Origin of the sequence: Gardnerella sp. 2492, assembly GCF_050320365.1 — a bacterium.
Lineage (GTDB): Bacteria > Actinomycetota > Actinomycetes > Actinomycetales > Bifidobacteriaceae > Bifidobacterium.
Genome location: NZ_CP186952.1, coordinates 682,341 through 706,309, shown reverse-complemented (window position 1 = coordinate 706,309; position 23,969 = coordinate 682,341). Strand labels below are relative to the sequence as shown.

Sequence of the window (23,969 nt, the reverse complement as noted above, 5' to 3'; positions counted from 1 at the left end):
TTATAGCTTATTAGTGGCGGAAAGAGCGGAAGAAAGCCTGCGTTTCTGGATCATCAGACTCATCCATAACAGCCTGAGGAGTACCATTTTCGGCCACAACACCGTTCCTAAGAAGAACAATTCTATCTGCAGCAGTATGCGCAAAATGCATTTCGTGAGTTGCCATAAGAATCGTAGTGCCTTGAGATTTAAGTTCAGACACCAAGTCCAAAACCTCTCCGACAAGCATAGGGTCTAAAGCTGAAGTAATTTCATCGAGCAAAAGAAGCTGAGGGCTTGTCATAAGTGCGCGAGCAATAGCCACACGCTGCTGCTGTCCGCCAGAAAGCTGATCTGGGTAAGCCTTAGCTTTATTGCTTAGTTTTATACGCTCCAACAATTCCATTGCGCGAGCTTCAGCTTTATCTTTACTCCAATTGTGTACTTTTCTAGCAGCCAACGTAACGTTATCAATCACGTTCATATGCGTGAATAAATTAAACTGCTGAAAAACTACGCCAATGCGTGAACGAATTTTATCTTGGTTTACGCGAGGATCGGTAATATCAGTATCTGCAAGCCAAACTTGCCCATCATCAACGCGTTCCAACAGGTTTATGCACTTCATAAGAGTTGATTTTCCAGAACCGGAAGGTCCAAGCAAAGCAACAACTTCGTGAGGTTCTACGTTGAAGGATATACCTTTAAGAACTTGAGTTCCGTTATAAGATTTACGAATATTATCTAAACGTAGTACAGGCGTATTTTTTTCTTCAGAAGAAGTACTCATATTCAACTCCACGTTTGCGGTTGCGCTTTTTTCATTACTTGCGTTTTGTGAGGGAATCATACTGTTCCTCCGTTTAATTCGCGTTTACGCAAGCGAGCAGTGTACCAATCGTTCAAAATAATAAAAGGTATGCTTAAAGCTATAAAAACAACACTAGCTACAATATAAGGCGTGAAATTGTATGTGCTAGCTACAGAAATTTGTGCAGCTCGTACAGCATCAACTGCACCCAAAACTGATATAAGACCAGCGTCCTTTTGCATAGAAATAAAATCATTCATTAAAGCTGGCGCAACTTTTCTTAATCCCAAAGGGATCACAACAAGCCTTACCGTTTGGCCAGCAGTTAATCCAAGAGATCTTGCTGAAGCTCTCATAGAAGGATGAACATCTTCAAAACCGGCTCTAAGAACTTCTCCAACGTAAGCTGAGTAGCTCATAACAATAGCAATAGTGCCTAAAAGTACCGGAGAAATGCGACCGAAAATTTCCAAACCAGGTATACCAAAGCCAATAATATACAGCACAACCAGCATAGGAATGCCGCGCATAACAGTAGTATAAATCTGAGCTAATGCTCTAAGCGGAAACAGCATAGGAGATATGCTTGTGCGCACAATAGCAATCAAAGTGCCAAAAATAGCAACTCCAACAACAGCAAAGCAAAGTACTTGTAAATTCAGCATCAAACCTTGCAATACTTGTGGCAGAGATAGCATAAAGTACTTGCCCGAAAAGAAGGTTTCGCGCACTCGAGGCCAGCCTGGAGACATTGCCAAAGCTACTATTACAATGCCTATAAGAATAACAGTGCTGAGAATACTTATTCCCACAGAACGCAGGTTTTGCTGTTTTCTTATAAGTCGACGACTCTGTTCTACTTCACTTACGGTATTTGTAGTGCAGATTTGCGCAGATGTTGTTTTATTCGTGCGGGTTTCAGCAGTATTGCCTGTAAGTACTGTCATGGGCGGTAGCCTTAAGCCTTTCGACGCGATGAACATTCCCTAGCTATTGTACTCGAGCATCCAAGTACTTCAAACGCTCGAGTCGTTTAATTAACATAAATGTGCTTTATTTGAAATTATTTAAGCGGTAAATAAAAGTGATTTCACACCTAAATTTACCGCTTAAAATCGAAACTTTTGCACTTACGCAATATTAATTAGCGTAAATTTTGTTTTACTTCAACTCGCGAACTTTAGTAGTAAACTCAGAAAGCCACTTATCTTGCAACTTCTTAAGAGTACCGTCTTTCTTGAGTTCGTTTAGAGCTTTAGTAACATCTTTAGTAAGTTTTGAATTCTTAGGAAGCACAATTCCCATGCCTTCCTTATCCTCAGAACCTGCTATTTGACCAACTACAGTACTGTTTTTTACTTCGTCAGTTTGTACCATTACAAACGCAGAAGGAGTATCTATAACAAGAGCATCAATTTGACCTGAGTTTAAAGCTTGAGCAAGAGCATCATTGTCATTAAAGGTTTGAATATCTCCTTTAATTTTCTTAGCTTCATCGTAGCTTGTAGTTCCAACCATTGCGCCAACAGCAGCAGGCTTCAAATCTGCCAACGACTTAGCTGAAGCAAACTTTCCGTCTTTTTTAACAACAATAGCTTGAGTCGCGTTGTAGTAGCTTGGGGAGAAGTCTACAGCTTTTTTGCGTTCTTCAGTGATTGAGAACTGCTGAATATTGAAATCAAAGTCTTTTGGACCAGGAGTTACAGCAGAGTCGAAAGTGGTACGTACCCACTTAACACGGTTTTTATCGTATCCGAGTTTTTTAGCAACAGCATATGCGACTGCTGACTCGAAACCTTCACCATTTTCAGGCTTATTATCGTGAATCCAAGGCTCGTAAGCAGGCTGAGCAGTGCCAATAGTTAGAACATTTGCGTCTACGGTTTTTTGACCAGCAGGTTTACTTTCACCGCATGCTGCAGTGCCTACTAAAGTTGCTACGCTTAAAATAGCTGTAGCAAACTTTATGGCATTCTTAATCAGCTTTTTACGATTGCGAATAGTCATACTCTCTCCTTTATATCATGCGTATTGGCTGATAATCGCAATATTTTTATTAAAATTTTATACCTTGTGCAGCAGGTACCTGTGGCATCTACGTGCGTTGGTACTTGCAGCAAGCTGCGAAAAACAAGTCTATATGAAGATAGCGGCATAGAAAGCCGAGTCGTTATGTTAGTTACTTATAGCTTGTTATAGAACCGCAGTAAATAAGCGTACTAAGCAAATACGCTACACAAATATTTATGCCAAATTAAAACCAGAAAAAGTAAAACCAGGGCTTACTACGCAAGATACAAGCGTATCTCCATCTCCCGGTATTGTGCGCTGCCACACGTTAGCTGGAACTATAGCGTGGCCGCATGGTGTTTGTAAAATTGAACTGCTGTCTGAAATTCCTGCTCCTAACAGTATTTTCGTACACTTTTCCTCTTCACACGGCTTTTCCCCACATCCGCCAAGTTCAAGAATAAGATTAGATGGGCCATGCCAAAGCCACAGTTCATCTGCATCAACCTTGTGCCAGGCGCTAGAGTCGCCTTTTGGAAGCAAAAAGTATATGAGGGAGGCGAGTGGTCTAGGTTCGCTAGCTGAACAGTTTTCTGAAGAGTGATTTGCGTTTAAGCTTAACAAGTTTTTACTTTCGCAATCAGCCTCGATTTTAGATTTTTGGCTGTAAAGCTCAGTAGCTTGCCAATCTCTTCTGTACCATCCTCCTTCAGGATGTGCTTCGAGATTAAGCTTTTTAACTACGTTAGAAGCCCAACTGCTCATGTCTTCTAATTTGACGCTCATAAAACCTCCATGCGCGTATTTGATTTAGTTAATCTACTTGTATTTTGCGCTTAAAAAGCGTTTTTGTTGTACGCAAGACGACCTGAAATAACAGTAGCTCTAGCAGTACCAGCGCCGTGACGGACGAAAGTGTGAAGAGTTTCCTCAATACCTTGTGGCGAAGAGGCATCAGTAGGAATATCAAAGAAAGCTAAATCTGCAGTGGCACCTGCGTTAATTTGTCCGATTCGCTGCGGTCCTACGTGCAAGCCCATAACGCTAGCGCCACCAAGAGTTAGCATTCGAATAATACGATGTGTTAAATCATCCTTACGATAGCCTTGAGCTGTAGCTAAATCATAAACTTTTGCAGCATCGTCAAGAACATCAAGAGAAGGCGAGCTTGAAAGTGAATCAGTGCCAATAGCAAGAAGATTACCTTCTTCCATGTATTCTCGTATTGGTGCGTCGCGTTCGGTAACAGTAATTCTGTTAGAACGAGGGCACAAAGCTACTCCAACACCACGCTGACGTAAAATTCGTCTATCTTCTCCATCTGCCCAAACGCCGTGCGCAATATGAACATCCGGCCCCAAAGAGCCAAGCTGATCCAAGAACTGAATAGCTGAAGCGGTCATGCCATGAGATTTCAAATCGTTATAACTAGACCACATGCTTGCATTCCAATCGGGTGCGGAATACGTGCTGAGAGTATCAGCATGATTTCCAGCTTCCATAGGAGTTTCAGCCAAATGAATATGAAGACGCATATTCAACTGTCGAGCAATATCTGGCAAATCAACAAAAGGAGCAGTTTCCAAACTGTAAGGAGCGTGAGGGCTTATTCCTATACTAGGAACTTTACCGTCTTTCATCATTTGGCTTAAACGGCTCAGAAGTTCCGAGTATCCGGCTTCCTTCCAATCAACGTTCTTCCAACCCATAACCTCCCAGTACGATATGCCGTGAAGTCCCTGAGAAGCTAAAGCACCAACAGCTTCCAAATCAGTTACAATATCCGCAGCAGCAGTAGTTCCAGACTCAACCATCATTCGTGCGCCACGTTCTGCGGAAGTTTTCCAAATTTGTTCGCAAGGATTCTGCTTTTGCTGGTTCTGCAAATCTTCATACACAACATTGAAACCCTCTTCCCAGCCGCGGAAATTACTGTAAGTTCCGAGACCAACTTCAGTCATATTCGTGTATTGAAGATGAGTATGAGCGTTAATAAGACCAGGAGTCATAACGCCATGCCAATGTTTCTCGTTTGCTTGCATTTTATGGAGTTCTTCTTCAGACATTTCATCTCGAAGAGAATCCAAAACCCAACGTCTTGTGCCAACGTGAACAACTCGACCATCAGCTACAGCAACAGCGCCTTCTGGAATAATAGGACCAGTTACAGGTATTACCATTGAAGCACTATACAAAGTAACATTATTGAGCGGAGTTGGGTGCGCAAGCGCACGTATAGGATCTTGAAGCATAACCTGAAGGTTCCTCACTATTTTTGGTTTATTTTTTGGTTTATTTCTGGCTTATTTAGCTAAAATATCGTGTTTTTATAAATTTCGTTCATACAAACTGAATTTATATAAAATTCTACTTACCTTTTGTAATAAACATGTTTCATGATGCTTCTTCAGCAAAACGAGTAAGATCCCAGTGGTAACCGTTATCTTCTACAGCGCTACTACTGCTGTATTTTCGGCTTTCAAGTGCGATTTTTGCTATCTGCTTATCTGAAGATTCAGGAAGACGATATATGTTTGCAGGTAGAGAAGAATTTAATCTCGAATCTAAAGAATCTAAAGAATCTAAATTAGCATGTTTAATAAGATACTCGAGTGCGCTTATTTGTACAGCAAAACTAAAATCCATAATCTCAATAGGATTTCCGCCGCCGCTAGTGTAATTAGTGCCGTTTCCTTCACTAATAAGTTTTATAGATTTTCCGTTTGGAAGATTTATTTCGCGGATATCAGATCCTGGAATAGGTTTAAAACCGGGAACGTCATCCAATGCTATTTCGTTAGCAATTCCGCCAATAACAGCAACAATAGTTTTTTCTTTCATAGCACAAAGATGTTGCAAAGTAATTGTGTGTCTCACTCCAGTAGCAGAAATAACAATATCGCTTTTTTCAAGAGCTTTTTCAATATCGAGTGCCTCAAAACCGTCAAATACTGCTTGTAAAGCTGCTATTGGGTTAGTGTCGCAAACAATAACTTTTGCTCCAAGCGCGCGCACTCGTAAAGCAAATCCACGACCTACCGGACCGTATCCTACTACAGTTACGCAGGATTTATTAAAAATTTCAGATCCAATAATATTTTGCAAAGTTGTTACGCAAGTTTCGCCTGTTCCGTGACGGTTATCGAAACCGGTTTTCATAATACTATCGTTCACTGCAACAACAGGGTACGTAAGTTTTCCAGCTTCTTGCATCGCTTCAAAAGCGCGAACTCCGCTTGTAGTTTCTTCAGCAACACCAATAAGATTTTTCGCTATTTCTGGGCGTTCTAGTGAAGCTAAGCGAGCAAAGCTTGCTCCGTCGTCGATAATAATTTGCGGCTTAATCGTGTCAAGTAAGTTTAAAGCGCCTTGGTGAGTTTCTTCAGCAGTCCAATTAACATTTGCTTCAACCACAATTCCTTCATTAACAAGCTGATCTGCTACTCGCTGATCAGTTTCTTCAGGCGCGCAAAACACTCCAACTTCAGCTCCAGCTGATTTAAGCTCTCGTAAAAGAACCGCTGTTTTTGGTTCTAAAACTAAGCAAACTGCTATGCGAAGCCCCTGCAAGTTAAGCTTTTTACTGTTTGTAAGATTTTTAAGAAGAGTGCGAGTAACAGGCATATGAGACTGAGCGTAATCTATAGCATCTTTTCCGGAAAGTTTTGTGGCATCTTCCAGAGTATTTCGTAACGTTTCGTGTGAAGTAGTGCCGTCGAAATCTGCTTCTGAAGCAGAATTAACTGGAATCATTCCCCAATTTTGTGCAGATGTTACGAAGCTGTTTTCGTAAGTTTTTTCCGAAAAATCGTTCAAATATATGCGAGATCCAGCTAAAGAACGGTTCGTATGGTGTGAAACAGTTGCAGCCCATTGAGCAAAGCTATTACGGCTATGAGAGTTTTCTGTATTTTTAGCACCTAAATTATCAACGCTCATTTTTACCCTTATGCGATATTTCCAATATTTTGTACATGCTTTTTAGGTTTCTGTACATTTTTATTTTCACTTTTTTGGAGATTAAACTTTAGCTGAAATTTGTATAATTTCTATACTATTTTCATAATTTATCATTCAGGAGCATAAATTATAATCCTAATTCACGCAACGCGTCTTTTATGTTTGCAACTTCCACAATTTGCAAACCTGGAATATGCAGTTTCTTTCTTGAACTGCAAACTACTGCGCGACGATATCCTATACGCGCAGCCTCGCGTAATCTAGGCTCAAGACGAGGAACAGGGCGAACTTGTCCGGTAAGACTTATCTCACCAATAGCGCAAGTAGAGGAAGTAATACTGCGACCGGTTGCAGCGCTAGCAAGAGACGCAACAATTGCGATATCGCAAGCAGGTTCCTTAGCTACAGCTCCGGCAATAGTAGATACGTAAATATCTTTCGAAAGCAAATTAACATTCCCGTGACGATACAAGACTGCGGTAAGCATAGCAATCCTATTTGCATCCGCTCCAGAAACAGCTCTTCTAGGGGAAGGAAGTGCAGAATTAGTAACCAACGCTTGAATTTCTATAGGAAGACTGCGGTGACCTTCTAAAGTAAAAGTCACGCAAGTACCATCATTTTGCTGATTTTCGTTAGAAGAAAGAAAAAGTCCAGAAGGATCTGGTACTTCCTCTATGCCGTCGCCGCTCATATCAAAGCAGCCAACTTCATCAGTAGGGCCAAAACGATTCTTAACAGCGCGAAGTAAGCGCAAAGCAGTTTGAGAATCACCCTCAAATTGGCATACTGCATCTACTAAATGTTCTAAAGTCCTAGGGCCTGCAATAGAACCATCTTTAGTAACGTGTCCAACTAGCAGAACAGGAATATCGTAAGATTTTGCAACGTCTATAAGTGCGCTCGCAACTTCGCGAACTTGAGTAGAACCGCCGGTTATGCCATCAACATCGTTAGACACAATTGTTTGTGCGGAATCAACGATAGCAAGAATAGGCTGATACTGCTCGATTAAAGCTAAAACTGTGTCAAGATCAGTAGTGGATGCAAGAAGTAAATTATCGCTTACTGCGTTAATTCTTGACGCACGTAATTTAACTTGTGCTGCTGATTCTTCTCCGGAAATATACAGAACGGGAGCAGGATATTGTGCTTTTGTTTGTGAATTTGTTTCTGAATTTGCTTCTGAAAGTTTTTGCGTTAAGTTTTCTTGTGCTCTAGCAATATTTCCTGCAGTTTCAAGCAGTAAAGTTGATTTTCCTATACCAGGCTCTCCGGCAATAAGAGTTACGGAACCTGGTACAAGGCCGCCTCCCAAAACTCTATCAAATTCAGAAAATCCGGTAGGAATACGCATACTATCATCCGCTTGAATAGCGCTCATTGGCTGGGCTTGTACGTCAAGTTGCGAAGTACCGCGTATAAAAGAGTTTTCTGAAAACGTAACATTTTTATTATCTGAATTATTTTGAGAATTTACGTTGGTATAAGCGCTAGTTTTAGTGAGAGCAGAGTTGTGTGAAACATTGCGTGGAACATTGCGCGCAACGTTACGCGCAACAGTTTTTCCGGAACGAGTTGATTTAGATACTCCAGATAGACGAATCTCGCGAAACTCGTTAACAGTTCCCCATTCGCCGCATTCTGGGCAGCGGCCATACCATTTTGCTCCACTCCAACCACATTCGGAGCACAAGTAAGTTACGGGAGATTTTGCAGCCATGATTAGACGCTATCTTTCTTCTGCGACAAACGCAAGAATTGCTATTAAAAATCGTATTTCGCAAAATCAACGCGGCTTATGAGTAGAGTCACTGTTATGTGAGAGAATAACAGTATGTCGAATATGAGTACGCAAGATGCGAATGCAGCTTCTCATCGCAATCTTCTAGTAGTAATTACCTCAGCAGGTATCATAGTATTGCTGGCTCTTATTTCAGCATTCGTGTGGCCGGGTTGGGCTTTTAATCACGAAGTGGTTCCAGCTAAAAGTCATATATCGTCTCCAAAGACGCCGTCAATTCCAGCTAAGGCTTTACCAGCAAACGCAACTGTTTTGCTGAAATCTATGCCAGATAGTGTGCTTGATTTTGCGAGAGTTTCCGCGGTACCAAGTGCTAATTGGAGCGATGCAACTCCGTTGGAAGAATATACTCTTAAATACGATACTGGCGAAGCTGATGGAGAGGTTACTTTAACCGTTGCGCAATGGTCAACCCGCGATTCTGCGAACAAGCAGTATGAATCTGCATATGACTCGCTTAAAGGTGACGATATTGTTAGTGGCAAAATTATGATTGCCGATAAGGCTGTTGGTAACTATGTTGTTCGCTCAGACGAAGGTGACAAAAGACGTGCTAAAGCCTTGTGGCAGAACGATACCGCTGTTTTTGAGGTGAGTGGATCTAGACAATCAGTAGAACGCTTCTACCGCACTTTCCCTATGTGATTTACGTGGAGATTATGCGCAAATAGTGCTATCTGATATGAAAATAGTGTATTGCGTTCAGCAAAGTCGTTAAAACGGTGTACCATTAGGCAAGTTGCACACTTTTACATATGAATGGAGGCTTCAGATGGGTTCTGTCATCAAGAAGCGCCGCAAGCGGATGAGCAAGAAGAAGCACCGCAAACTGCTGCGTAAGACTCGTCACCAGCGCAAGTAATTATGCTTATGCGTTGATGCGTGTCTGAACGTTTGGGCACGTAAGACTTTTTAAAAGCGTCGGAGGTTTCCGGCGCTTTTTTATCTCTATTTATTTATTTCGCGGCTTGTCTTGGGACACTGGTGCAGTCGTTGTTCTGCGTGAGTGTCTCATTTTGGTTGTTTTGGGACACTCGTGCAGATTGCGCTCTGCGTTAGGGCCTCTTAATCCCGTTCTTCAGACCCGCGTGCAGTTAGCGCGCTGCGTGAGTGTCTCATTTTGGTTGTTTTGGGACACTCGTGCAGATTGCGCTCTGCGTTAGGGCCTCTGTTTGGCGATTTTCAGATACTCGCGCCACGGCAAACGAAAACTCGCGTTACAGTAATAAAAAAGTAGAGCCAGCAAAATGCTGACTCTACTTGCAATCGCTTAGTTGCGATTAGTTGCGTTACTTATTTGGGTTCGTAAGAGTGCGCGGACCGTTTGGGTCGCCAACGATCACAGTGTCAACCATGTTCAAGAACAGGCCGTGCTCCACAACGCCAACAGTCTCAATCAAATCCTTCGCCAACTCCTGCGGATGGTCAATGCGCTCCATATGCAAATCAACCACAAAGTTGTTCTCGTCGGTGCGCACTTCCTTGCCGTCCGCATCAAGACGCAAAACTGGCTTATATCCGCGCTTTTCGAACTTGCGAATCACCTGCGCGGAGCCAAATGGAATCACCTCAACAGGAAGTGGGAACTTGCCAATCGTATCAACTACCTTGCTTGCGTCAACAATCCACACGATGCGGTCGGAGTTAATAGCCACAATCTTTTCCCAAAGAAGAGCCGCACCGCCGCCCTTAATACCGTTGAAATTCTTGTCAACTTCGTCAGAACCATCGATTGTAACGTCAATGTGATCTACTTCGTTAATGTCGAGAATCTTAATACCGTAGCTTTCTGCCTGCTCTTGCGTGCGGCGAGAAGTGGTAACTCCCGTGAAGCTCAAGCCTTCTTCCTTAACTCTGCGGCCAAGCTCGTCAACCAAGAAGCGCACTGTAGAGCCGGTGCCAAGACCAACCATCATGCCATTTTTTACAATCTTTGCGGCTTCAATGCCTGCTGCCTTTTTAAGCGCGTCTTGTTGTGCTTTATCCATTATTCCTGCTTTCTTGTTTTGTTATTCCCGAGTTCGCCGATGAACTTCCATCGCTATTTGCGGGAGAGGCTTTATGCTTTTATGCGTGCCTCATTTTCGTACATTTCCATATTAGTCTGCGTGCAGATTTTTTGAACTGAGTTAGAACGCTCGCACGCTCCAAAAGTGAGAGAAGTTGCGCGCGTTTGGAGCGCCAGATACATCGAAACCCTCCAAATGTGAGAGAAGTTGCGCACGTTTGGAGCGCTACGCAACGAATAGTCCTCCAAATGCGAGATAGATTTCTCGCGTTTGGAGCGTTACATTAAAAAATAACCTATGAAAGGTAGAAGGCGGTTGGATCAAATCGTAACGTTCCATCTGGTTCAACGTATCCGCTTACGTTAATTGTGCCGGAAATAAAACGCGGCTGGCCGTTAAACGTTGGGCTTGTGTTTGGTGGAGGAGTAAACTGCAGCACGCCAGAAACGCTTAATCCTTTAACTGGCTGCGGCTTTATTTGCGCCTTGTTTTCTGGCTTATTCTCTGTTTCTTCTGTTTTTTCTATACTATCTGTTTCTTCTATACTTTCTGTTTCTTCTATACTTTCCGGTTTTTCTATATTTTCAGCTTCTTGCTTTTCCTGCTTATTGTTGATTTTCACGAATTCTGGATTCGTATCTTCTCCAACAGAGCGGCCAATATGATACTCTTCGCAAGAAATCTTATTTTCCATAAGCGCTTTTGCATCTTCTGGAACGTCAGTTCCACTTGCGTAAGGCGAAGAAAGTAGCGACTTCCAACCTTCTAAAGGCAAGTATCCGCTTTTCACGCCGCTTCGGCAATCTTCTGCGTATGTGCGCGCTAATGTATCAACTTTCTCGTTGCCAGCGTTTCCAGCGTGCCCCTTAACCCACACGAATTTTACGGAACCTTCGCGTTTAGTAAGTTCCGCGTCAATTGCGCGAATCAAATCAGCGTTTTTAACAGGCTCGTTTTTAGAGTTCTTCCAACCGTTCTTCTTCCAGCCGTGAATCCACGTAGTTGCGCAGTTGATAGCGTATTGCGAATCACTTTCGATTGTTAGCGGCTCGCTTCCAGGATGCGCTCGCAAAGCTTCCAAAACTGCGCATAATTCGCCGATTTGATTCGTGCCATTAGTAGCGCCTCCGGCATCCGCGTTGCCGGAATGATGGTGTTCGTGAGCGCTGCCAGACTCGTCAGTGTGATCTGCCCAAGCCCAACCCATTGAGCCGTTTGGGTTTCCAAGCGCTGAACCGTCGGTAGAAACAACAATCATTACAAAACCTTTCAAAAATGCGCCGGCTGCAGATTGCAACCAGCGCAATTAGTAGATTCTTTACTTACGAAAGATTATTACGTTACGCTAAAGCCTTATCTACTACGGCAGTAGCTTCCTCAAGAACCTTGTCAAGTGCTTCTGGAGAAACGAAGGACTCAGCGTAAACCTTGTAAATATTCTCGGTACCAGATGGGCGAGCAGCGAACCAATTGTTCTTAGTCGTCACCTTCAAGCCGCCAATCTTTGCGCCGTTTCCAGGAGCTTCCGTAAGTTTTGCGGTAATATCTTCGCCTGCAAGCTTAGTTGCTTCAACATCGTCGCCGCTCAAAGCTGCAAACTTCTGCTTCTGCTCAAGAGTGGTTGGAGTATCAACGCGCTTGTACCAGCTTTCGCCAAAGCGAGCAACCTGATCCTGGTGAAGCTGAGCTGGGTTCTTGCCAGTCTTTGCAGTGATTTCCGCAGCGAGCAAATCAGGAATCAAACCATCCTTATCGGTGGTCCAAACGCGACCATCCTTGCGCAAGAAGCTCATTCCGGAGCTTTCCTCGCCGCCGAAAGCAACTTCGCCGCTAAAGAGTGGGTCAACGAACCACTTGAAACCAACAGGAACTTCCACAAGCTTAGCGTTAATAGAAGCAGCCACGCGGTCAATCAAGGAAGAAGACACAAGCGTCTTACCAATAGCGGTATTCTTTGGCCAATCTGGGCGAGCGCCGCCGAACAAGTACTCCACGCACACTGCAATGTAGTGGTTCGGGTTCATAACGCCCCAGTTCGGGCACACAATACCATGGCGATCAGCATCTGGATCGGTGCCGCCGACCAAATCGTACTTATCCCAAGCGCCAGCGTTAAGCTGATCAACTAAGCCCTTCATTGCGTAAGGGGAGCTTGGATCCATACGAATCTTGCCATCGTGGTCAATAGTCATGAATCGCCAAGTTGGGTCAACTTCTGGACGCACAACGCCAATGTTCAGGCCGTACTTTTCGTTCATAAGTGGCCAGTAGTTTACGCTTGCGCCGCCGAGTGGGTCAATTCCCAAACGTACGCCGCTGGAACGAATCACGTCGAAGTCGATTACGTTTGCCAAGTCGCTTACGTAATGTTCGCGGTAATCGAAGCCTTCAACCAAATCAGACTTGATTGCTTCTTCGAAAGGCACGCGCTTAACTGACTTGTAGTTGTCAAGCAATTCATTTGCGCGGTTTGCAATCGCATTAGTTACGTCTGCAGGTGCAGGGCCGCCTGTTACAGGATCGTACTTAAAACCACCGTCGGTTGGAGGATTGTGCGAAGGAGTGACAACAATGCCATCAGCCAAGCCGTCTCCGCTAAAACGCTGAGTGCCGTCGGCTGCGCGATTATGAGTCAAAATAGCCTGAGAAACAACAGGAGTTGGCACGAAATCGCCGCGAGAATCAACGCGAACGTGAACTCCGTTAGCAACCAAAACCTCAATAGCAGTTTTTTGAGCAGGCTCAGAAAGAGCGTGAGTATCGCGACCAATATAAAGAGGGCCAGTTACGCCAGCCTTCTTGCGATATTCAGCAATAGCTTGCGTAATAGCCACAATATGAGCTTCGTTAAACGAAGTTTTCAAAGCGGAACCACGGTGACCGGACGTGCCGAAAATCACGCGCTGTTCTGGAATGTTGGAATTTGGAACTTCATCATAGTAAGCGCCAACCAAAGCGTCGACGTCGACTAGATCTTCTGGGGTGGCGGGCATTCCCGCATTTTTTGCTACCATAATTTTTTATTTTGCCACGGCGGTGGTATTTTTACTTACTTTCTGGAACTCTTACGCACAAGGCTTGCTTTTCTACAGTGAAACGCAACAGTTTTGTATATCCTAAAATATCGCCGTCTACCTGCACTGGAGCTGCTTTTTCTAACTGAACTTGCGCCCACAATCCTTGATATTGATCAATTTTAGAATTTGTAGAAAGTGGACTTTGTTGAGCTTTTCCAGTAAAAGTTTGATGCAGTACGTCACCGAATACGTTTGCCCAACCTATAATTCCGCCTGTTGTGTCAATAATTTCAAAATCTAACACGCCGTCATCGTATGAAGCGTTCGGCATAAGCGAAAACATTGGGATTTGCCCACAGTTTCCAGCCATAAAAGTGCGGAAATTTACGCCATTTGTTTTATACTCGCTGCCGTCAGTGCGCTTTAAAATAATATTTGCGCGATATTTTGGCATAAATAAGTGTTTTGCACCTGCTACAAAATATGCGAGCCAACTAATATTTTTCTTTAGATGTGGGTTTGTGTCGTCAATCATAAGAGCATCGAATCCGATTCCAGATATGATTAAAAACGCGTGAGCATGATCTTTGTTTACACTATCTAAAAGCGCAACTCTACCAACATCAACTTTTCTTGACCCATGAGAAGTTGCAACTTTAAGAGCCGCGTGGACATCGTTCATTGGTATGCCCATATTACGTGCGAAAAGATTGCCCGTTCCAATAGGAATAATTCCCATTGCATGATCTTTTCCGCTTACTGCGCTAGCAACCGTTCTAACTGTGCCATCTCCGCCAACAGCAACAACAACATTCGCTCCGTGATCTAAAGCTTCTAAAGCACATTCTCTTCCGTCTTTATCTAACTGAGTGTCGATAATTTCGTACGGCAAATTATTCTCTTCGCAGTATTCTTCTATAGTTTTTCTATACTGTTCTGCTTGAGGTTTTGAAGGATTAATAATAAAAGCGTAATGAACTGAGTCACCGTTACGCTGAGACAATTTTTCAGCTAAATGATGCTTTTTGAGCACACGCGAAACAATCATGATGATAAAAGGTGCTAGTACAAGAGCAAAAACAATCACCATGAGTACAAGAGTCGCTTGAGCTGGCATATATTGCATAATTATTATTCTTGCACAATATTAGAAATATTGGGTTAAAACTGATGAAATATTTAACATTTTATGCACATTTCGTACCTTTTATGCATTTCGTAATTTTAGCTTATATTTTCTTTTATAATTCTTTTTCTAGAAGTTGATTAAAATCGTTTTTTCTTTCTTTACGCGGTTGTAGGATTAGTAGCGTTTTAAAAGCTTAAAAAATCAACAAATAAAGAGATTAACGAATATGGAACTTGCGAAAAATACAAACGAAAACAGCGGCTCAAGTAATATCACCGCTTTTTCACGCGTGCCGGTACTGCACAATACTATTTACAGAAATGCAAATACTGATCGTTTCAGTAAAAAAGAGCAAGTAGTTCCAATAGTTCTTATTCACGGATTCCCTGTTGATCACAGAATGTGGGATGATTGCGCTCAAGAACTTAATAAACTTATTGATAATGCAGTAAAATCCGGAACACTAAACTACGATACTCCAATATTCGCTCCAGATATGCCGGGAGCTGGGTTGAGTGAAATTCCTTCTTCGGAACAAACAGGCGCAATCGCACAAGACGGCGCATACACTGAAGCTTTAGATAAAGTTGCTGCAGCATACGTAAAACTAATTTTAGATTCCGGGTACAAACGTGCTTTTTGGGTTGGTCTTTCTATGGGAGGTTACGTTGCGCTCGCTATACAAAAACTTTTCCCAGACTCTGTTGCAGCAATCGCATTATGTGACACAAAATCTACTGCAGATAATGCTGAGCATAGAGCTGATCGTATTCGTATAGCGCATATTTGCGAGCAGTTGCACACTTTTGATCCTGTTATGCACTTTGCGAAAGCAAAGGAAACTGATTCATCAATAAAGAAAACTGCCGACTTTTGTAAACGTTTTGAAAATTGGATTACTCAGCAGCCAACCGCTGGTATTGCGTGGCGTGAGAGAATGGCAGCAGGACGTGAAGATTTAACTGATCAACTTGCGAAAATTACGGCACCCGTTGCGATAGTAAGCGGTAATTTAGATCCTTCCAGCTCTCCTACAGTTATGAAGCCTTATGTTAAAGAAATTAGTGCTTCTAGTAACGTATCTTTTACTGAGATCGACGATTGTGGACATTTTAGTGCTACAGAGCATCCGGACGAGGTTGCAAAAGCCTTATTCGACGTGCTAGCACAGGTGCGTCGCTAGTGGTAAACTGTGCGAGTGCGTGTTTCACATGCGTTCACTATGCAGAGATTAAGTATGGGAGGATTGCATCATAAACTTCTAAGTTTTTGTTGCGAATCTTGCTGCTAGTCTTTTCAAGAACGTTACTTGCACAGTTACTTGCACAGTTACTTGCAGTTACTTGTGATAATGCGCAGTATGAAACCTAAAATTCATACAAACCGTTTCGTATTCATTTATGGTGGAAATTAAAATGACTGATGATCATAACTCTGAAAAGAGCCTTGAAGAAAATTTAGGCGATGTTTCTGACGCTGATGTTAGCGACTACGCTGATACAGGCTCTTTCGAAGTGAATGGAGTAAATAATTCCACCTACAGTAGTGCAGCGAATCCTGCGTACCAATATCAGTCAGCAAATGCAGTTCCAGCTGAAGCAGCAGACGAAACGGTTGCAATGAATATTGTAAAAGCCAACAATGCCGATTACACTGCAACCACATCGTTTAAAGAAATATCGGACGATTATAAAGGCAAAAATAGCGCTAAGCATTCAGCTTTAGCATTGTTCTATTCGGTTCTTGTTGTTGTGATTCTTTTGATTGCAGGATTTTTTGCTTCACTCTGGTATTTCCACGATCGTGTAGCTCCTGGAGTTAATTTTGGTGTTGCTGAGATTTCTCAAAACATTTCAGGACATCAAAGAGATGATGTTGAGAAGGCTGTTAAAAGGGCAGTTTATCAGTCTTTTGTTAAAGTTACTGACGACCGCGGCAACACTATTACAGCAAGCTTAGATCAGTTGGGTGTAAAAGTTGATACCTCTTCTACAGTAGATAAGATTATGAGCGCTAAGCGTTCAAATATTGCCACAATGCTAATGCCGTGGGTGAATAAGACTATTAATCTTGAAGCTCATCGTGAAGATTCTGATATGGATGCGTATCTTGTTAATAAGTTCGTCCATAAAAGAGATCGCGCAATGCCATACACTGCAGTATTTGACACTAAATCTTCATCTTTCGTAGTTAAAGATGGTGTTCCTGGTAGAAGTGTTGAAACTATGCCAGTTAGGGAGGCTGTTAAGCGTTTAATTGAGAAGCCTGGTAACACAGTATCTGTTTCAATCAGTTCTAGACGTACGGATGCTCCAATTAAAAGAGAAGCCGCTCAAAAGATTGCTGACACTTTAAACGAAGTTTTAAAGAAAAAAATTAAGTTAGATAACGGAAATGGTAAAGATTTTACAATACCAAAAGAAGTTGTTGCATCTTGGATTAAAGTAAAAGCTGATATCGTTCACAAAAAGCTTTCGTTTGCTATAGACGAGCAGATTGCTGACAAATGGCTTTCTAGCGAATTGCCTAAGAAACTTAATGAGCAAAAAGTTGATCAGGAAGATGCTGTTGACAAGGATGGGAAAGTAATTTTCACAACTATCAAAGGCAACGACGGTATAGAAATTAAGTATTCAAACGATATTTTGAAGAAGATTTCCGACGCTGTTAATAATAACGCTGATGCGAATATTACAGTTCCTACTAAAGTTACTAAATTTAGTGTAGTGCGCAATCTTGTTGATATGCGAATCGTAGTAGATAAGTCAACGCAAACTGCTTCTGTTTACAAGGATGATGAGCTTGTAAAAACTTTCCCAGTTTGCACTGGACGTACAGGATTAGGTGAGTCCCATAGCGGAACTTTCTTCATCTACTTGCATTACGATATTCAAGATATGCGCGGAACTAATTTTGACGGTTCTCCTTACTTGACTCACAACGTGCGTTGGGTTAGCTACTATCATGGCGGAGAAGGCTTCCACACTGCTTTGTGGAATTATGCTGGTATAGCTTCTGGAGATCCAGCTAATCACGGCTCTCACGGTTGTATAAACATGTATGAGCAGGATGCTCGTTGGATTTACGATAATTGTCCGCGAGGAACTATTGTGCAGGTAGTTGGCGATACGCCAGACGGTCCGGTGCGTTAATGTCTAATTCTAAGAAAACTTTCTTTTCTAAAACTGCTAGTTCTGCGGATTCACAAGATTCTAGCCAGGTTAGCCAGGTTAGCCAGGTTAGTGCAGCTAGTACGGCTCGTCGAGTAAGTAGCATGCCAATACCTGTTCATGTTACTTCTACTCTTTTTGATGCTCCTGCACCCGATGAGCTTATTGATAATAAGCCTTACATAGTGCGTTGCGCTAGGCGTGGTGTTACTGCTGTTTTTGGATTGTGGATGCGCGTTGCTAGTTATGTGGCTCGTCGTGCTGGTTGGTTTCCTAGTGTTGAACCGTATATTGGTTATGGAACTGACCGTTACGCTAGGCTTATTTGCCGCACAGTATACGCTCCTGCAAGAGGGCATCATTCTGCATTAAAGCGCGGTATTTACGCAATGCTTGTAGTTCCTGCAGTTCGCGTAAAAGTTACGTTATCAATAGATGGTATACCGCTTGAAAAAGTGCAGGTTGGCGACTGCGAAACCTACGATAAGGTTGAGTCTGCTGGCGTATCTTCAGTAGATTACTGCATTTCTGATCGCGCAGGTTATTTGGATTTGGTAACTGAAAGAGCGCTTTGTGCAGGTCAACACACTGTTTCTTACACTGTGAATAATCGTGATGCTGTTAAATCTAGCTTATTTGCAATATCTTCTTCTGCATCAATTGGTGTTATTTCAGATGTAGATGACACTATTATGGTAACTCAAGCGCCTTCGCCTATTCGTGCAGCATATAATCTTCTTATTATGAACCCAGCTCACCGCTCGAGAGTTCCAGGAATGGCTTCATTATTTGCTGCTATTAAAGATTTTTCTGAAGACTCGCCGTTTTTCTATCTTTCTACATCTCCTTGGAATGTTGAAGCTTCAATTCGTCATTTTATTGATAGAGAAGGTTTTCCGCAGGGACCTTTGCTGCTTCGAGATCTTGATCCGCGACCAAAAACTTTTGTTCCGAACGGCCCTCAGCACAAAATGGAGTTTGCTAGCCAGCTAATGGATGATTTTCCAGATATGCGTTTTGTGCTTATAGGAGATGACGGTCAGAAGGATCCTTTAACGTACGCGAATATTATTAGAAAATATCCTGGTCGTGTGTTGGCTGTTGCTATTAGACAATTACATTCTGACGATACTGTTGATCACTTTAGAAAGCATTGCATACGCGATTTTGGAATGGCACTAAGCTCATCTCATACCGCATACACTTTTGCTGGTAGTACTGAAGATGATTTTGATTTAAAGGAAGATTCTAGCGTAGAAAATTTGCGCACTATTGAGGTTAAAAATTGCGTTGGAACATTACATGGAGTTCCGTTTTTTGTGTCTCCTGATGGTGAGGGCTTAAAAGAAGCAATACTGCCTTATCTTTCGGAAGTTTTTAAAAGATCGTAAAGTTTTGAGATTTTCATAGTTTTGTTTTAGTCTGTTACACTTGTATGCTAGATAGCAATGCTGAATGTACTGTTTTGCATGATTCGCGAGTGTACTAGTTAGTCAGCACTAGTTATTCAGCATTTATGTAGCACGACGATGAGCTACCAATGCGTGGGGGAGGCCTGTATGACTAAGGTTAAGACGAGCGACTGTTCGAAAGACAATATGACGCTCATTCATACAGCTCTATTTAAGCAAGTTCCTGTAGATCAAGCAAAAGAGCTTATAGTACATTTTAAAGAAGTAGAGTTTAAAAAAGGTCAAGCAATTTTTAACGAAGGTGACACTGATCACCGAATGTATATTTTAGATCGCGGCCGTGTAAAACTAGTTCGTCATTCCAGAGATAACAGAGTGCAGTTGTTAAGTATTCACACTTATGGCGAAATTTTGGGAGAAATACCAGTTTTTGATCCAGCAGGAGGTCCTCGCACAGCTTCTGCAATAGCAATGGAATCGCACACTCATCTTCTTGTGTTAGAGCATACTGCGCTTTTTAGTTGGTTAGGTAAGCATCCAAGTGTTGCTATAGACATGCTTCAAGTTTTAGCGGCTCGCATGCGCGCAAATAATGAAAGAATAGCAGATTTAGTATTTATGGACGTGCCGGCACGTTTAGCAAAAATGTTACTAAACTTAGCTTCACGATTTGGTAAGCCTGTTCATGAAGGTTTACTTGTGAAGCATGATTTAACTCAAGAAGAGCTTGCGCAACTAGTTGGATCTTCAAGAGAAACAGTTAATAAAGCCTTAATGGATTTTGCTAATAGAGGTTGGATTAAGCGTCAAGGGCGTTCAATTATTATTTACGAACCCGGTATGCTTATTCGCCGCGCTGAACGGTAGAGGCGAACCTTTAGAATAGGTCGCATGCCGAAAAAGAATTCTCTTACCGTTCGACGCGTATTAGCGCTGTTTCTTACGTACATTACATTATGCGTTGCTGGCGGTGTTGCAGCAAGCGTACTGTTTGTTCCTGGCGTTATGACAGTGAACAGTGTTATTAAATCAGTCGTACCTTCTTTAAGAGTTGACGGTATTGATTTTGATGTTACGGCTTTGCCGCAGAAAACGCATCTTTACGCTTCTGATGGGAAAACTATTATTGCTACTTTCTACGCTCAAAACCGCACTGTTGTGCCATTGCGTAGTATTTCAAAATATATGCAGCAGGCAATGGTAGCTCGAGAAGATCGTCGATTTTTTGAACATTCAGGCGTAGACGTTCAAGGTGTTATGCGAGCATTTGTGCAAACATTCGTTAAGAAGAACGATATGCAAGGTGGATCGTCTCTTACACAGCAGTACGTTAAAAACGTTCTTATGATTAAAGCTCATGAAGATAATGATCCTATTGCTGAATATCATGCTTCGGAGAGCACAATAGTTCGTAAGTTGCGAGAAATGCTTATTGCTATCCAAATGGAAAAGAAGTACTCAAAGCTTGAGATTTTGCAAGGATATTTAAATATCGCACAGTTTGGTAGCAATAATTTGTATGGTGTAGAAACTGCAGCTCACAGATACTTTAATACGAGTGCTGCGAAACTTAATCTAGTACAAGCTGCAACTATTGCTTCAATAACTAAAAATCCTTCTCACTATGATCCTTCTATTGAAAGTAATCAGAAGGAATCAGAAAAGCAGAGGAATATTGTTCTTGATCTTATGCTCAGGCAGAATTTTATTAATAAACAAGAGCATGATAGTGCTGTAGCAACACCTCTTAAAAGTACTTTAAATATTCAGAATGAAGTTTCAAAAATTGGTTGTCAGGCTGCTGGAGATGCGGCATTCTTCTGTGACTACGTAACCAAGAAAATACTTAATTCTCCTGAGTTTGGAAAAACAGCAATGGCACGTCAGAAGCTGTTAAACGAAGGTGGCTTGGATATTTATACCACAATGGATTTGAAAGCCAGCGCAGCGGCTATGAAAGCGGCTCGTGAGACTATTCCTGTAAACGATAAGAGTGGTTTCGAAGTTTCTATTGCTGCTATTAAACCTGGAACTGGAGAGGTTCTTGGTTTTGGTAGCAACCGTATTTATGATGCTACAGATACTGCAAGGCTTGATCCTACACATACGGCTTTGAATTACGCTGTAGATGAGCGAGACGGTGGTGGTATTGGTTGGCAGATTGGTTCCACATGGAAGCCAATTAACCTTGTGGCTTGGATGATGGCAGGAAAGTCTATTAATCAGCCTATTCGCAACGCTACGCACTATAGCAACTCTGAGTTTAATTGCGCCAAGTATAAGGGATTCGGTTCCTGGTCAGTACAGAACTCAACCGGAGCTTTTTATAGCTCAGAATCTCCTCTTCAGGGTCTTATACGTTCTCACAACACAACTCAGGCTGCTATGGCATCACAAATAAAGTTGTGTGCAATTGCAGATGCTGCTAAAACTCTTGGATACCATAATTCGCCTTTAGGTCAGGAAAGCGTTTACTCTGCTAATTCTCTTAACCCTCCTATGACGATTGGTTCTGTTCAGGCTTCTCCTCTTACGGTTGCTAACGTTTACGCAACAATAGGTGCTGATGGTGTAGCATGCGATCCAATAGCGATTAAACGAGTAATCGATAAAAATGGTAAGAAGTTGAAGGTTCCTAGCGCTCACTGCCATCAAGCAATTCCGAAGGAAGTTGCGCAAACTGTAGCATACGCGCTTAATCAGGGTGTTGTACGCCCTGGAGGTGAGGCTGCAACAACACAGTTAGATGGCGGTCGTAAAACTTTTGCAAAAACTGGTACTAACGAAGATAAGTACATGTTGACTGCAGGTTTTGCTCCTCATCAGGTTGCTGCATTCGTTGCGGTTGGTAATGCTGAAGTTCAGAAGAGCTTTAAAAATATGACGATTAACGGCCGTCAGATGCGCACTTGGTACGGTATGTATATTGCAACTCCTGCATGGAAGTCGTTTATGAATACGTATCTGAAAGATGCAAATATTCCTAACGATGATACGTACGGCACTCCAGATCCAAAGTATATGACTGGAGGACCTATGTATGACGACGAAAGCTCTTCGCCGGCAGAAGGTAATACTGCTAGAGAAGATCAAGATAAGCGCGATGAAGATGCTCGTAAGGAAGCAGCTAAAGAGCAGCTCGATCAGCTTAGCCAGCAGAAGGATCAGTACGGTCAGTATAATTTCCCTCGCAAGGATGATTCTACAGATAGCAACTCCACGAATACTAATGCTGGAAATGATGAAAATACTGATGGTAATTAAATAAGAAATTAAAGAATTTAAATAAAAGTTAAGGCTGGTGGTTCTTGAATGAATCCCAGCCTTAACTTGTTTTATAGAATCTACTTAAATTTTAAATATTTGCGTCTATGCCAACAGCTTGTGAAACGTTGTCAAAACCGTCTTTTTTAAGCAAATTAGCTAAACCGCGTTTAAGAGTAGTAATCTGCTGCGGTCCGCGATACATAAGAGAAGTAATAAACATAACTAAATCTGCTCCGGAACGGATTTTTTCGTAAGCCTGCTCAGGAGTAAATACGCCACCAATTCCAGCAATAGCAAACCTATCGCCAAACGCAACGCGAGTTCTACGAATAAGCTCGTTACTTGCGCGGTAAGTAGGGCCTCCAGAAAGTGCACCAGGTAAATCTTTAGGAACGTCTAAGCCGCTTCTATTCTTGCACAAGTTAGCAATACTAACGCCATCAACCTTATGTTCAGCAAGAACATCGAGAAGGGATTTAAACTGCTCCCATCCTCCTGGAAGATTAAGCGGCATTTTTACCAAAGTTGGTTGCGGACGCTCAACTTTATCAAGCTCAGTAAACAGCTTATCCAATGCTTCAGGTTGGCTAAATGGCTCGCCAACCATAGTGTTAGGGCAGGAAATATTCACTTCGATCATAGAAGTGCGTCCGACTGCGCGCTCAAGAGAAATTCGATAATCTTCAATTCCTTCCTGAAGATCTCCGCACAAATTATCATTCGTGCGCGCAATCGAAACAGACATATTCATGTGCTTAGCACGAGTCCAAGCTTTCTCTGCGCGTTCAATAACAACGTCGCTTCCATAATTAGCAAGACCAGCGTGAACAAGTATTGAATCGTATTCAGGGAAACGATGATACCAAGGTTTTGCGTTACCTTCGCAAGGCCTAGAAGTAGTAGAGCCTACAGTTTCGAAACCAAAGCCAGCGCGGTCAAGAACAGTAGCCATATCGCAATTTTTATCGAGTCCAGCGCTTAAACCGAAAGGATTAGCAAAATCTACGCCCATAACCTGAGTTTCTAAAACAGGATCTGTGTAATTTAGCATCGAGTCGAGAAGGAACATAAGGCCTGGAATGCGCTCGCTTACTTTGCAGAAGGAAAGCATACGCTCGTGAGCTTCATCTGGCGGAATGTTAAAAACAAAATGTGGCTTAATTATGTGCTTGTAAGAGAAAGTGAACAAATCTGTAGTCATTTTGTTCACAGCATTGTGCAAAGAATTATTAGATACATATGACATATATATAGTATTGCATCATTTACGATTTTTGCATAATAGCTTTTATAAGAGTTTGTAAATTAAAATTATGATTACAACGCATAAGATATGTGATTGTCGTGGTGAGTGATATACTTGTGTAGTTGTGCGTTCAGGCATGTTTATTTGTTTATGCG

The 23,969-nt window shown here is 42.2% G+C and carries 19 protein-coding genes; 7 read left to right on the top strand and 12 right to left on the bottom strand.

The features are described from left to right. Positions 1-10: 10 nt before the first annotated feature. The 7 genes from ACPFYS_RS02635 to radA all read right to left on the bottom strand — a co-directional run bounded on the left by ACPFYS_RS02635 (position 11) and on the right by radA (position 8,483). Positions 11-769 carry an amino acid ABC transporter ATP-binding protein gene (locus tag ACPFYS_RS02635; protein ID WP_427877606.1) on the bottom strand — a complete coding sequence of 253 codons (759 nt, stop codon included), beginning with the start codon at positions 767-769 and terminating at the stop codon, positions 11-13. A gap of 56 nt (positions 770-825) precedes the next feature. Then, a complete protein-coding gene (locus ACPFYS_RS02630) occupies positions 826-1,737 on the bottom strand; it encodes an amino acid ABC transporter permease (protein ID WP_427877534.1) in 912 nt (303 codons plus the stop codon). Positions 1,738-1,951: 214 nt separating this feature from the next. Continuing rightward, positions 1,952-2,797, bottom strand: coding sequence for an ABC transporter substrate-binding protein (locus ACPFYS_RS02625; protein WP_427877533.1), 846 nt, complete (start codon positions 2,795-2,797; stop codon positions 1,952-1,954). Positions 2,798-3,034: 237 nt separating this feature from the next. Next, positions 3,035-3,586 (bottom strand): cupin domain-containing protein, encoded by a 552-nt coding sequence (locus tag ACPFYS_RS02620; RefSeq protein WP_427877531.1) that lies wholly within the window; start codon positions 3,584-3,586, stop codon positions 3,035-3,037. Positions 3,587-3,636: 50 nt separating this feature from the next. Then, the gene (locus tag ACPFYS_RS02615) at positions 3,637-5,052 is read right to left on the bottom strand and encodes an amidohydrolase family protein (RefSeq protein ID WP_427877604.1); all 1,416 of its coding nucleotides are present in this window, start codon (positions 5,050-5,052) and stop codon (positions 3,637-3,639) included. A 142-nt stretch (positions 5,053-5,194) separates the two neighbouring features. Beyond that, positions 5,195-6,739 (bottom strand): adenosylhomocysteinase, encoded by a 1,545-nt coding sequence (locus ACPFYS_RS02610; RefSeq protein ID WP_427877529.1) that lies wholly within the window; start codon positions 6,737-6,739, stop codon positions 5,195-5,197. Positions 6,740-6,887: 148 nt separating this feature from the next. Continuing rightward, a complete protein-coding gene (radA, locus tag ACPFYS_RS02605) occupies positions 6,888-8,483 on the bottom strand; it encodes a DNA repair protein RadA (RefSeq protein ID WP_427877527.1) in 1,596 nt (531 codons plus the stop codon). A gap of 114 nt (positions 8,484-8,597) precedes the next feature. On the opposite strand from radA, the gene ACPFYS_RS02600 reads away from it, so the two are divergent. Together ACPFYS_RS02600 and ACPFYS_RS02595 are read left to right on the top strand one after the other, a co-directional pair. After that, on the top strand, positions 8,598-9,209 hold the full coding sequence (locus ACPFYS_RS02600; protein WP_427877525.1) for a hypothetical protein: 612 nt from the start codon (positions 8,598-8,600) through the stop codon (positions 9,207-9,209). Between the two features lie 127 nt (positions 9,210-9,336). Continuing rightward, positions 9,337-9,426 carry a 30S ribosomal protein bS22 gene (locus ACPFYS_RS02595; RefSeq protein WP_004268639.1) on the top strand — a complete coding sequence of 30 codons (90 nt, stop codon included), beginning with the start codon at positions 9,337-9,339 and terminating at the stop codon, positions 9,424-9,426. 427 nt (positions 9,427-9,853) lie between these two features. Here ACPFYS_RS02595 and rpiA read toward each other — a convergent pair whose 3' ends face one another. The 4 genes from rpiA to ACPFYS_RS02575 form a co-directional block, all read right to left on the bottom strand. Continuing rightward, positions 9,854-10,552: a ribose-5-phosphate isomerase RpiA gene (gene rpiA / locus ACPFYS_RS02590; RefSeq protein WP_427877522.1), complete on the bottom strand. Its 699-nt coding sequence runs from the start codon at positions 10,550-10,552 to the stop codon at positions 9,854-9,856. Between the two features lie 316 nt (positions 10,553-10,868). Next, positions 10,869-11,879 (bottom strand): ribonuclease H family protein, encoded by a 1,011-nt coding sequence (locus tag ACPFYS_RS02585; protein WP_427877520.1) that lies wholly within the window; start codon positions 11,877-11,879, stop codon positions 10,869-10,871. 34 nt (positions 11,880-11,913) lie between these two features. After that, the gene (gene pgm, locus ACPFYS_RS02580; protein ID WP_004121470.1) at positions 11,914-13,587 is read right to left on the bottom strand and encodes a phosphoglucomutase (alpha-D-glucose-1,6-bisphosphate-dependent); all 1,674 of its coding nucleotides are present in this window, start codon (positions 13,585-13,587) and stop codon (positions 11,914-11,916) included. Positions 13,588-13,618: 31 nt separating this feature from the next. After that, positions 13,619-14,716 (bottom strand): diacylglycerol/lipid kinase family protein, encoded by a 1,098-nt coding sequence (locus ACPFYS_RS02575; RefSeq protein ID WP_427877518.1) that lies wholly within the window; start codon positions 14,714-14,716, stop codon positions 13,619-13,621. Between the two features lie 229 nt (positions 14,717-14,945). Between ACPFYS_RS02575 and ACPFYS_RS02570 the strand changes: the two genes are divergently transcribed. From ACPFYS_RS02570 to ACPFYS_RS02550, 5 genes are all read left to right on the top strand, one after another. Beyond that, positions 14,946-15,902 carry an alpha/beta fold hydrolase gene (locus ACPFYS_RS02570; RefSeq protein ID WP_427877516.1) on the top strand — a complete coding sequence of 319 codons (957 nt, stop codon included), beginning with the start codon at positions 14,946-14,948 and terminating at the stop codon, positions 15,900-15,902. 217 nt (positions 15,903-16,119) lie between these two features. Further along, positions 16,120-17,871: a L,D-transpeptidase gene (locus ACPFYS_RS02565; protein ID WP_427877514.1), complete on the top strand. Its 1,752-nt coding sequence runs from the start codon at positions 16,120-16,122 to the stop codon at positions 17,869-17,871. After that, positions 17,871-19,280: an App1 family protein gene (locus ACPFYS_RS02560; RefSeq protein WP_427877512.1), complete on the top strand. Its 1,410-nt coding sequence runs from the start codon at positions 17,871-17,873 to the stop codon at positions 19,278-19,280. The genes ACPFYS_RS02565 and ACPFYS_RS02560 overlap by 1 nt, the downstream gene beginning before the upstream one ends. 168 nt (positions 19,281-19,448) lie before the next feature. After that, positions 19,449-20,168 carry a Crp/Fnr family transcriptional regulator gene (locus ACPFYS_RS02555; RefSeq protein WP_427877511.1) on the top strand — a complete coding sequence of 240 codons (720 nt, stop codon included), beginning with the start codon at positions 19,449-19,451 and terminating at the stop codon, positions 20,166-20,168. A gap of 24 nt (positions 20,169-20,192) precedes the next feature. After that, positions 20,193-22,565, top strand: a complete 2,373-nt coding sequence (locus tag ACPFYS_RS02550) for a transglycosylase domain-containing protein (RefSeq protein WP_427877509.1) — start codon at positions 20,193-20,195, stop codon at positions 22,563-22,565. A 91-nt stretch (positions 22,566-22,656) separates the two neighbouring features. On the opposite strand, the gene ACPFYS_RS02545 is transcribed toward ACPFYS_RS02550, so the two are convergent. After that, entirely contained in the window at positions 22,657-23,814 is a 1,158-nt protein-coding gene (locus ACPFYS_RS02545; protein ID WP_427877507.1) for a quinone-dependent dihydroorotate dehydrogenase, read from the bottom strand. Positions 23,815-23,969: the final 155 nt, after the last annotated feature.

Excerpts from the sequence above, each read along its gene's own strand:
- ACPFYS_RS02635 (WP_427877606.1), bottom strand. The coding sequence starts at position 769 with ATGAGTACTTCTTCTGAAGAAAAAAATACGCCTGTACTACGTTTAGAT.
- ACPFYS_RS02630 (WP_427877534.1), bottom strand. The coding sequence starts at position 1,737 with ATGACAGTACTTACAGGCAATACTGCTGAAACCCGCACGAATAAAACA.
- ACPFYS_RS02625 (WP_427877533.1), bottom strand. The coding sequence starts at position 2,797 with ATGACTATTCGCAATCGTAAAAAGCTGATTAAGAATGCCATAAAGTTT.
- ACPFYS_RS02620 (WP_427877531.1), bottom strand. The coding sequence starts at position 3,586 with ATGAGCGTCAAATTAGAAGACATGAGCAGTTGGGCTTCTAACGTAGTT.
- ACPFYS_RS02615 (WP_427877604.1), bottom strand. The coding sequence starts at position 5,052 with ATGCTTCAAGATCCTATACGTGCGCTTGCGCACCCAACTCCGCTCAAT.
- ACPFYS_RS02610 (WP_427877529.1), bottom strand. The coding sequence starts at position 6,739 with ATGAGCGTTGATAATTTAGGTGCTAAAAATACAGAAAACTCTCATAGC.
- radA (WP_427877527.1), bottom strand. The coding sequence starts at position 8,483 with ATGGCTGCAAAATCTCCCGTAACTTACTTGTGCTCCGAATGTGGTTGG.
- ACPFYS_RS02600 (WP_427877525.1), top strand. The coding sequence starts at position 8,598 with ATGTCGAATATGAGTACGCAAGATGCGAATGCAGCTTCTCATCGCAAT.
- ACPFYS_RS02595 (WP_004268639.1), top strand. The coding sequence starts at position 9,337 with ATGGGTTCTGTCATCAAGAAGCGCCGCAAGCGGATGAGCAAGAAGAAG.
- rpiA (WP_427877522.1), bottom strand. The coding sequence starts at position 10,552 with ATGGATAAAGCACAACAAGACGCGCTTAAAAAGGCAGCAGGCATTGAA.
- pgm (WP_004121470.1), bottom strand. The coding sequence starts at position 13,587 with ATGGTAGCAAAAAATGCGGGAATGCCCGCCACCCCAGAAGATCTAGTC.
- ACPFYS_RS02575 (WP_427877518.1), bottom strand. The coding sequence starts at position 14,716 with ATGCAATATATGCCAGCTCAAGCGACTCTTGTACTCATGGTGATTGTT.
- ACPFYS_RS02570 (WP_427877516.1), top strand. The coding sequence starts at position 14,946 with ATGGAACTTGCGAAAAATACAAACGAAAACAGCGGCTCAAGTAATATC.
- ACPFYS_RS02565 (WP_427877514.1), top strand. The coding sequence starts at position 16,120 with ATGGTGGAAATTAAAATGACTGATGATCATAACTCTGAAAAGAGCCTT.
- ACPFYS_RS02560 (WP_427877512.1), top strand. The coding sequence starts at position 17,871 with ATGTCTAATTCTAAGAAAACTTTCTTTTCTAAAACTGCTAGTTCTGCG.
- ACPFYS_RS02555 (WP_427877511.1), top strand. The coding sequence starts at position 19,449 with ATGACTAAGGTTAAGACGAGCGACTGTTCGAAAGACAATATGACGCTC.
- ACPFYS_RS02550 (WP_427877509.1), top strand. The coding sequence starts at position 20,193 with ATGCCGAAAAAGAATTCTCTTACCGTTCGACGCGTATTAGCGCTGTTT.
- ACPFYS_RS02545 (WP_427877507.1), bottom strand. The coding sequence starts at position 23,814 with ATGTCATATGTATCTAATAATTCTTTGCACAATGCTGTGAACAAAATG.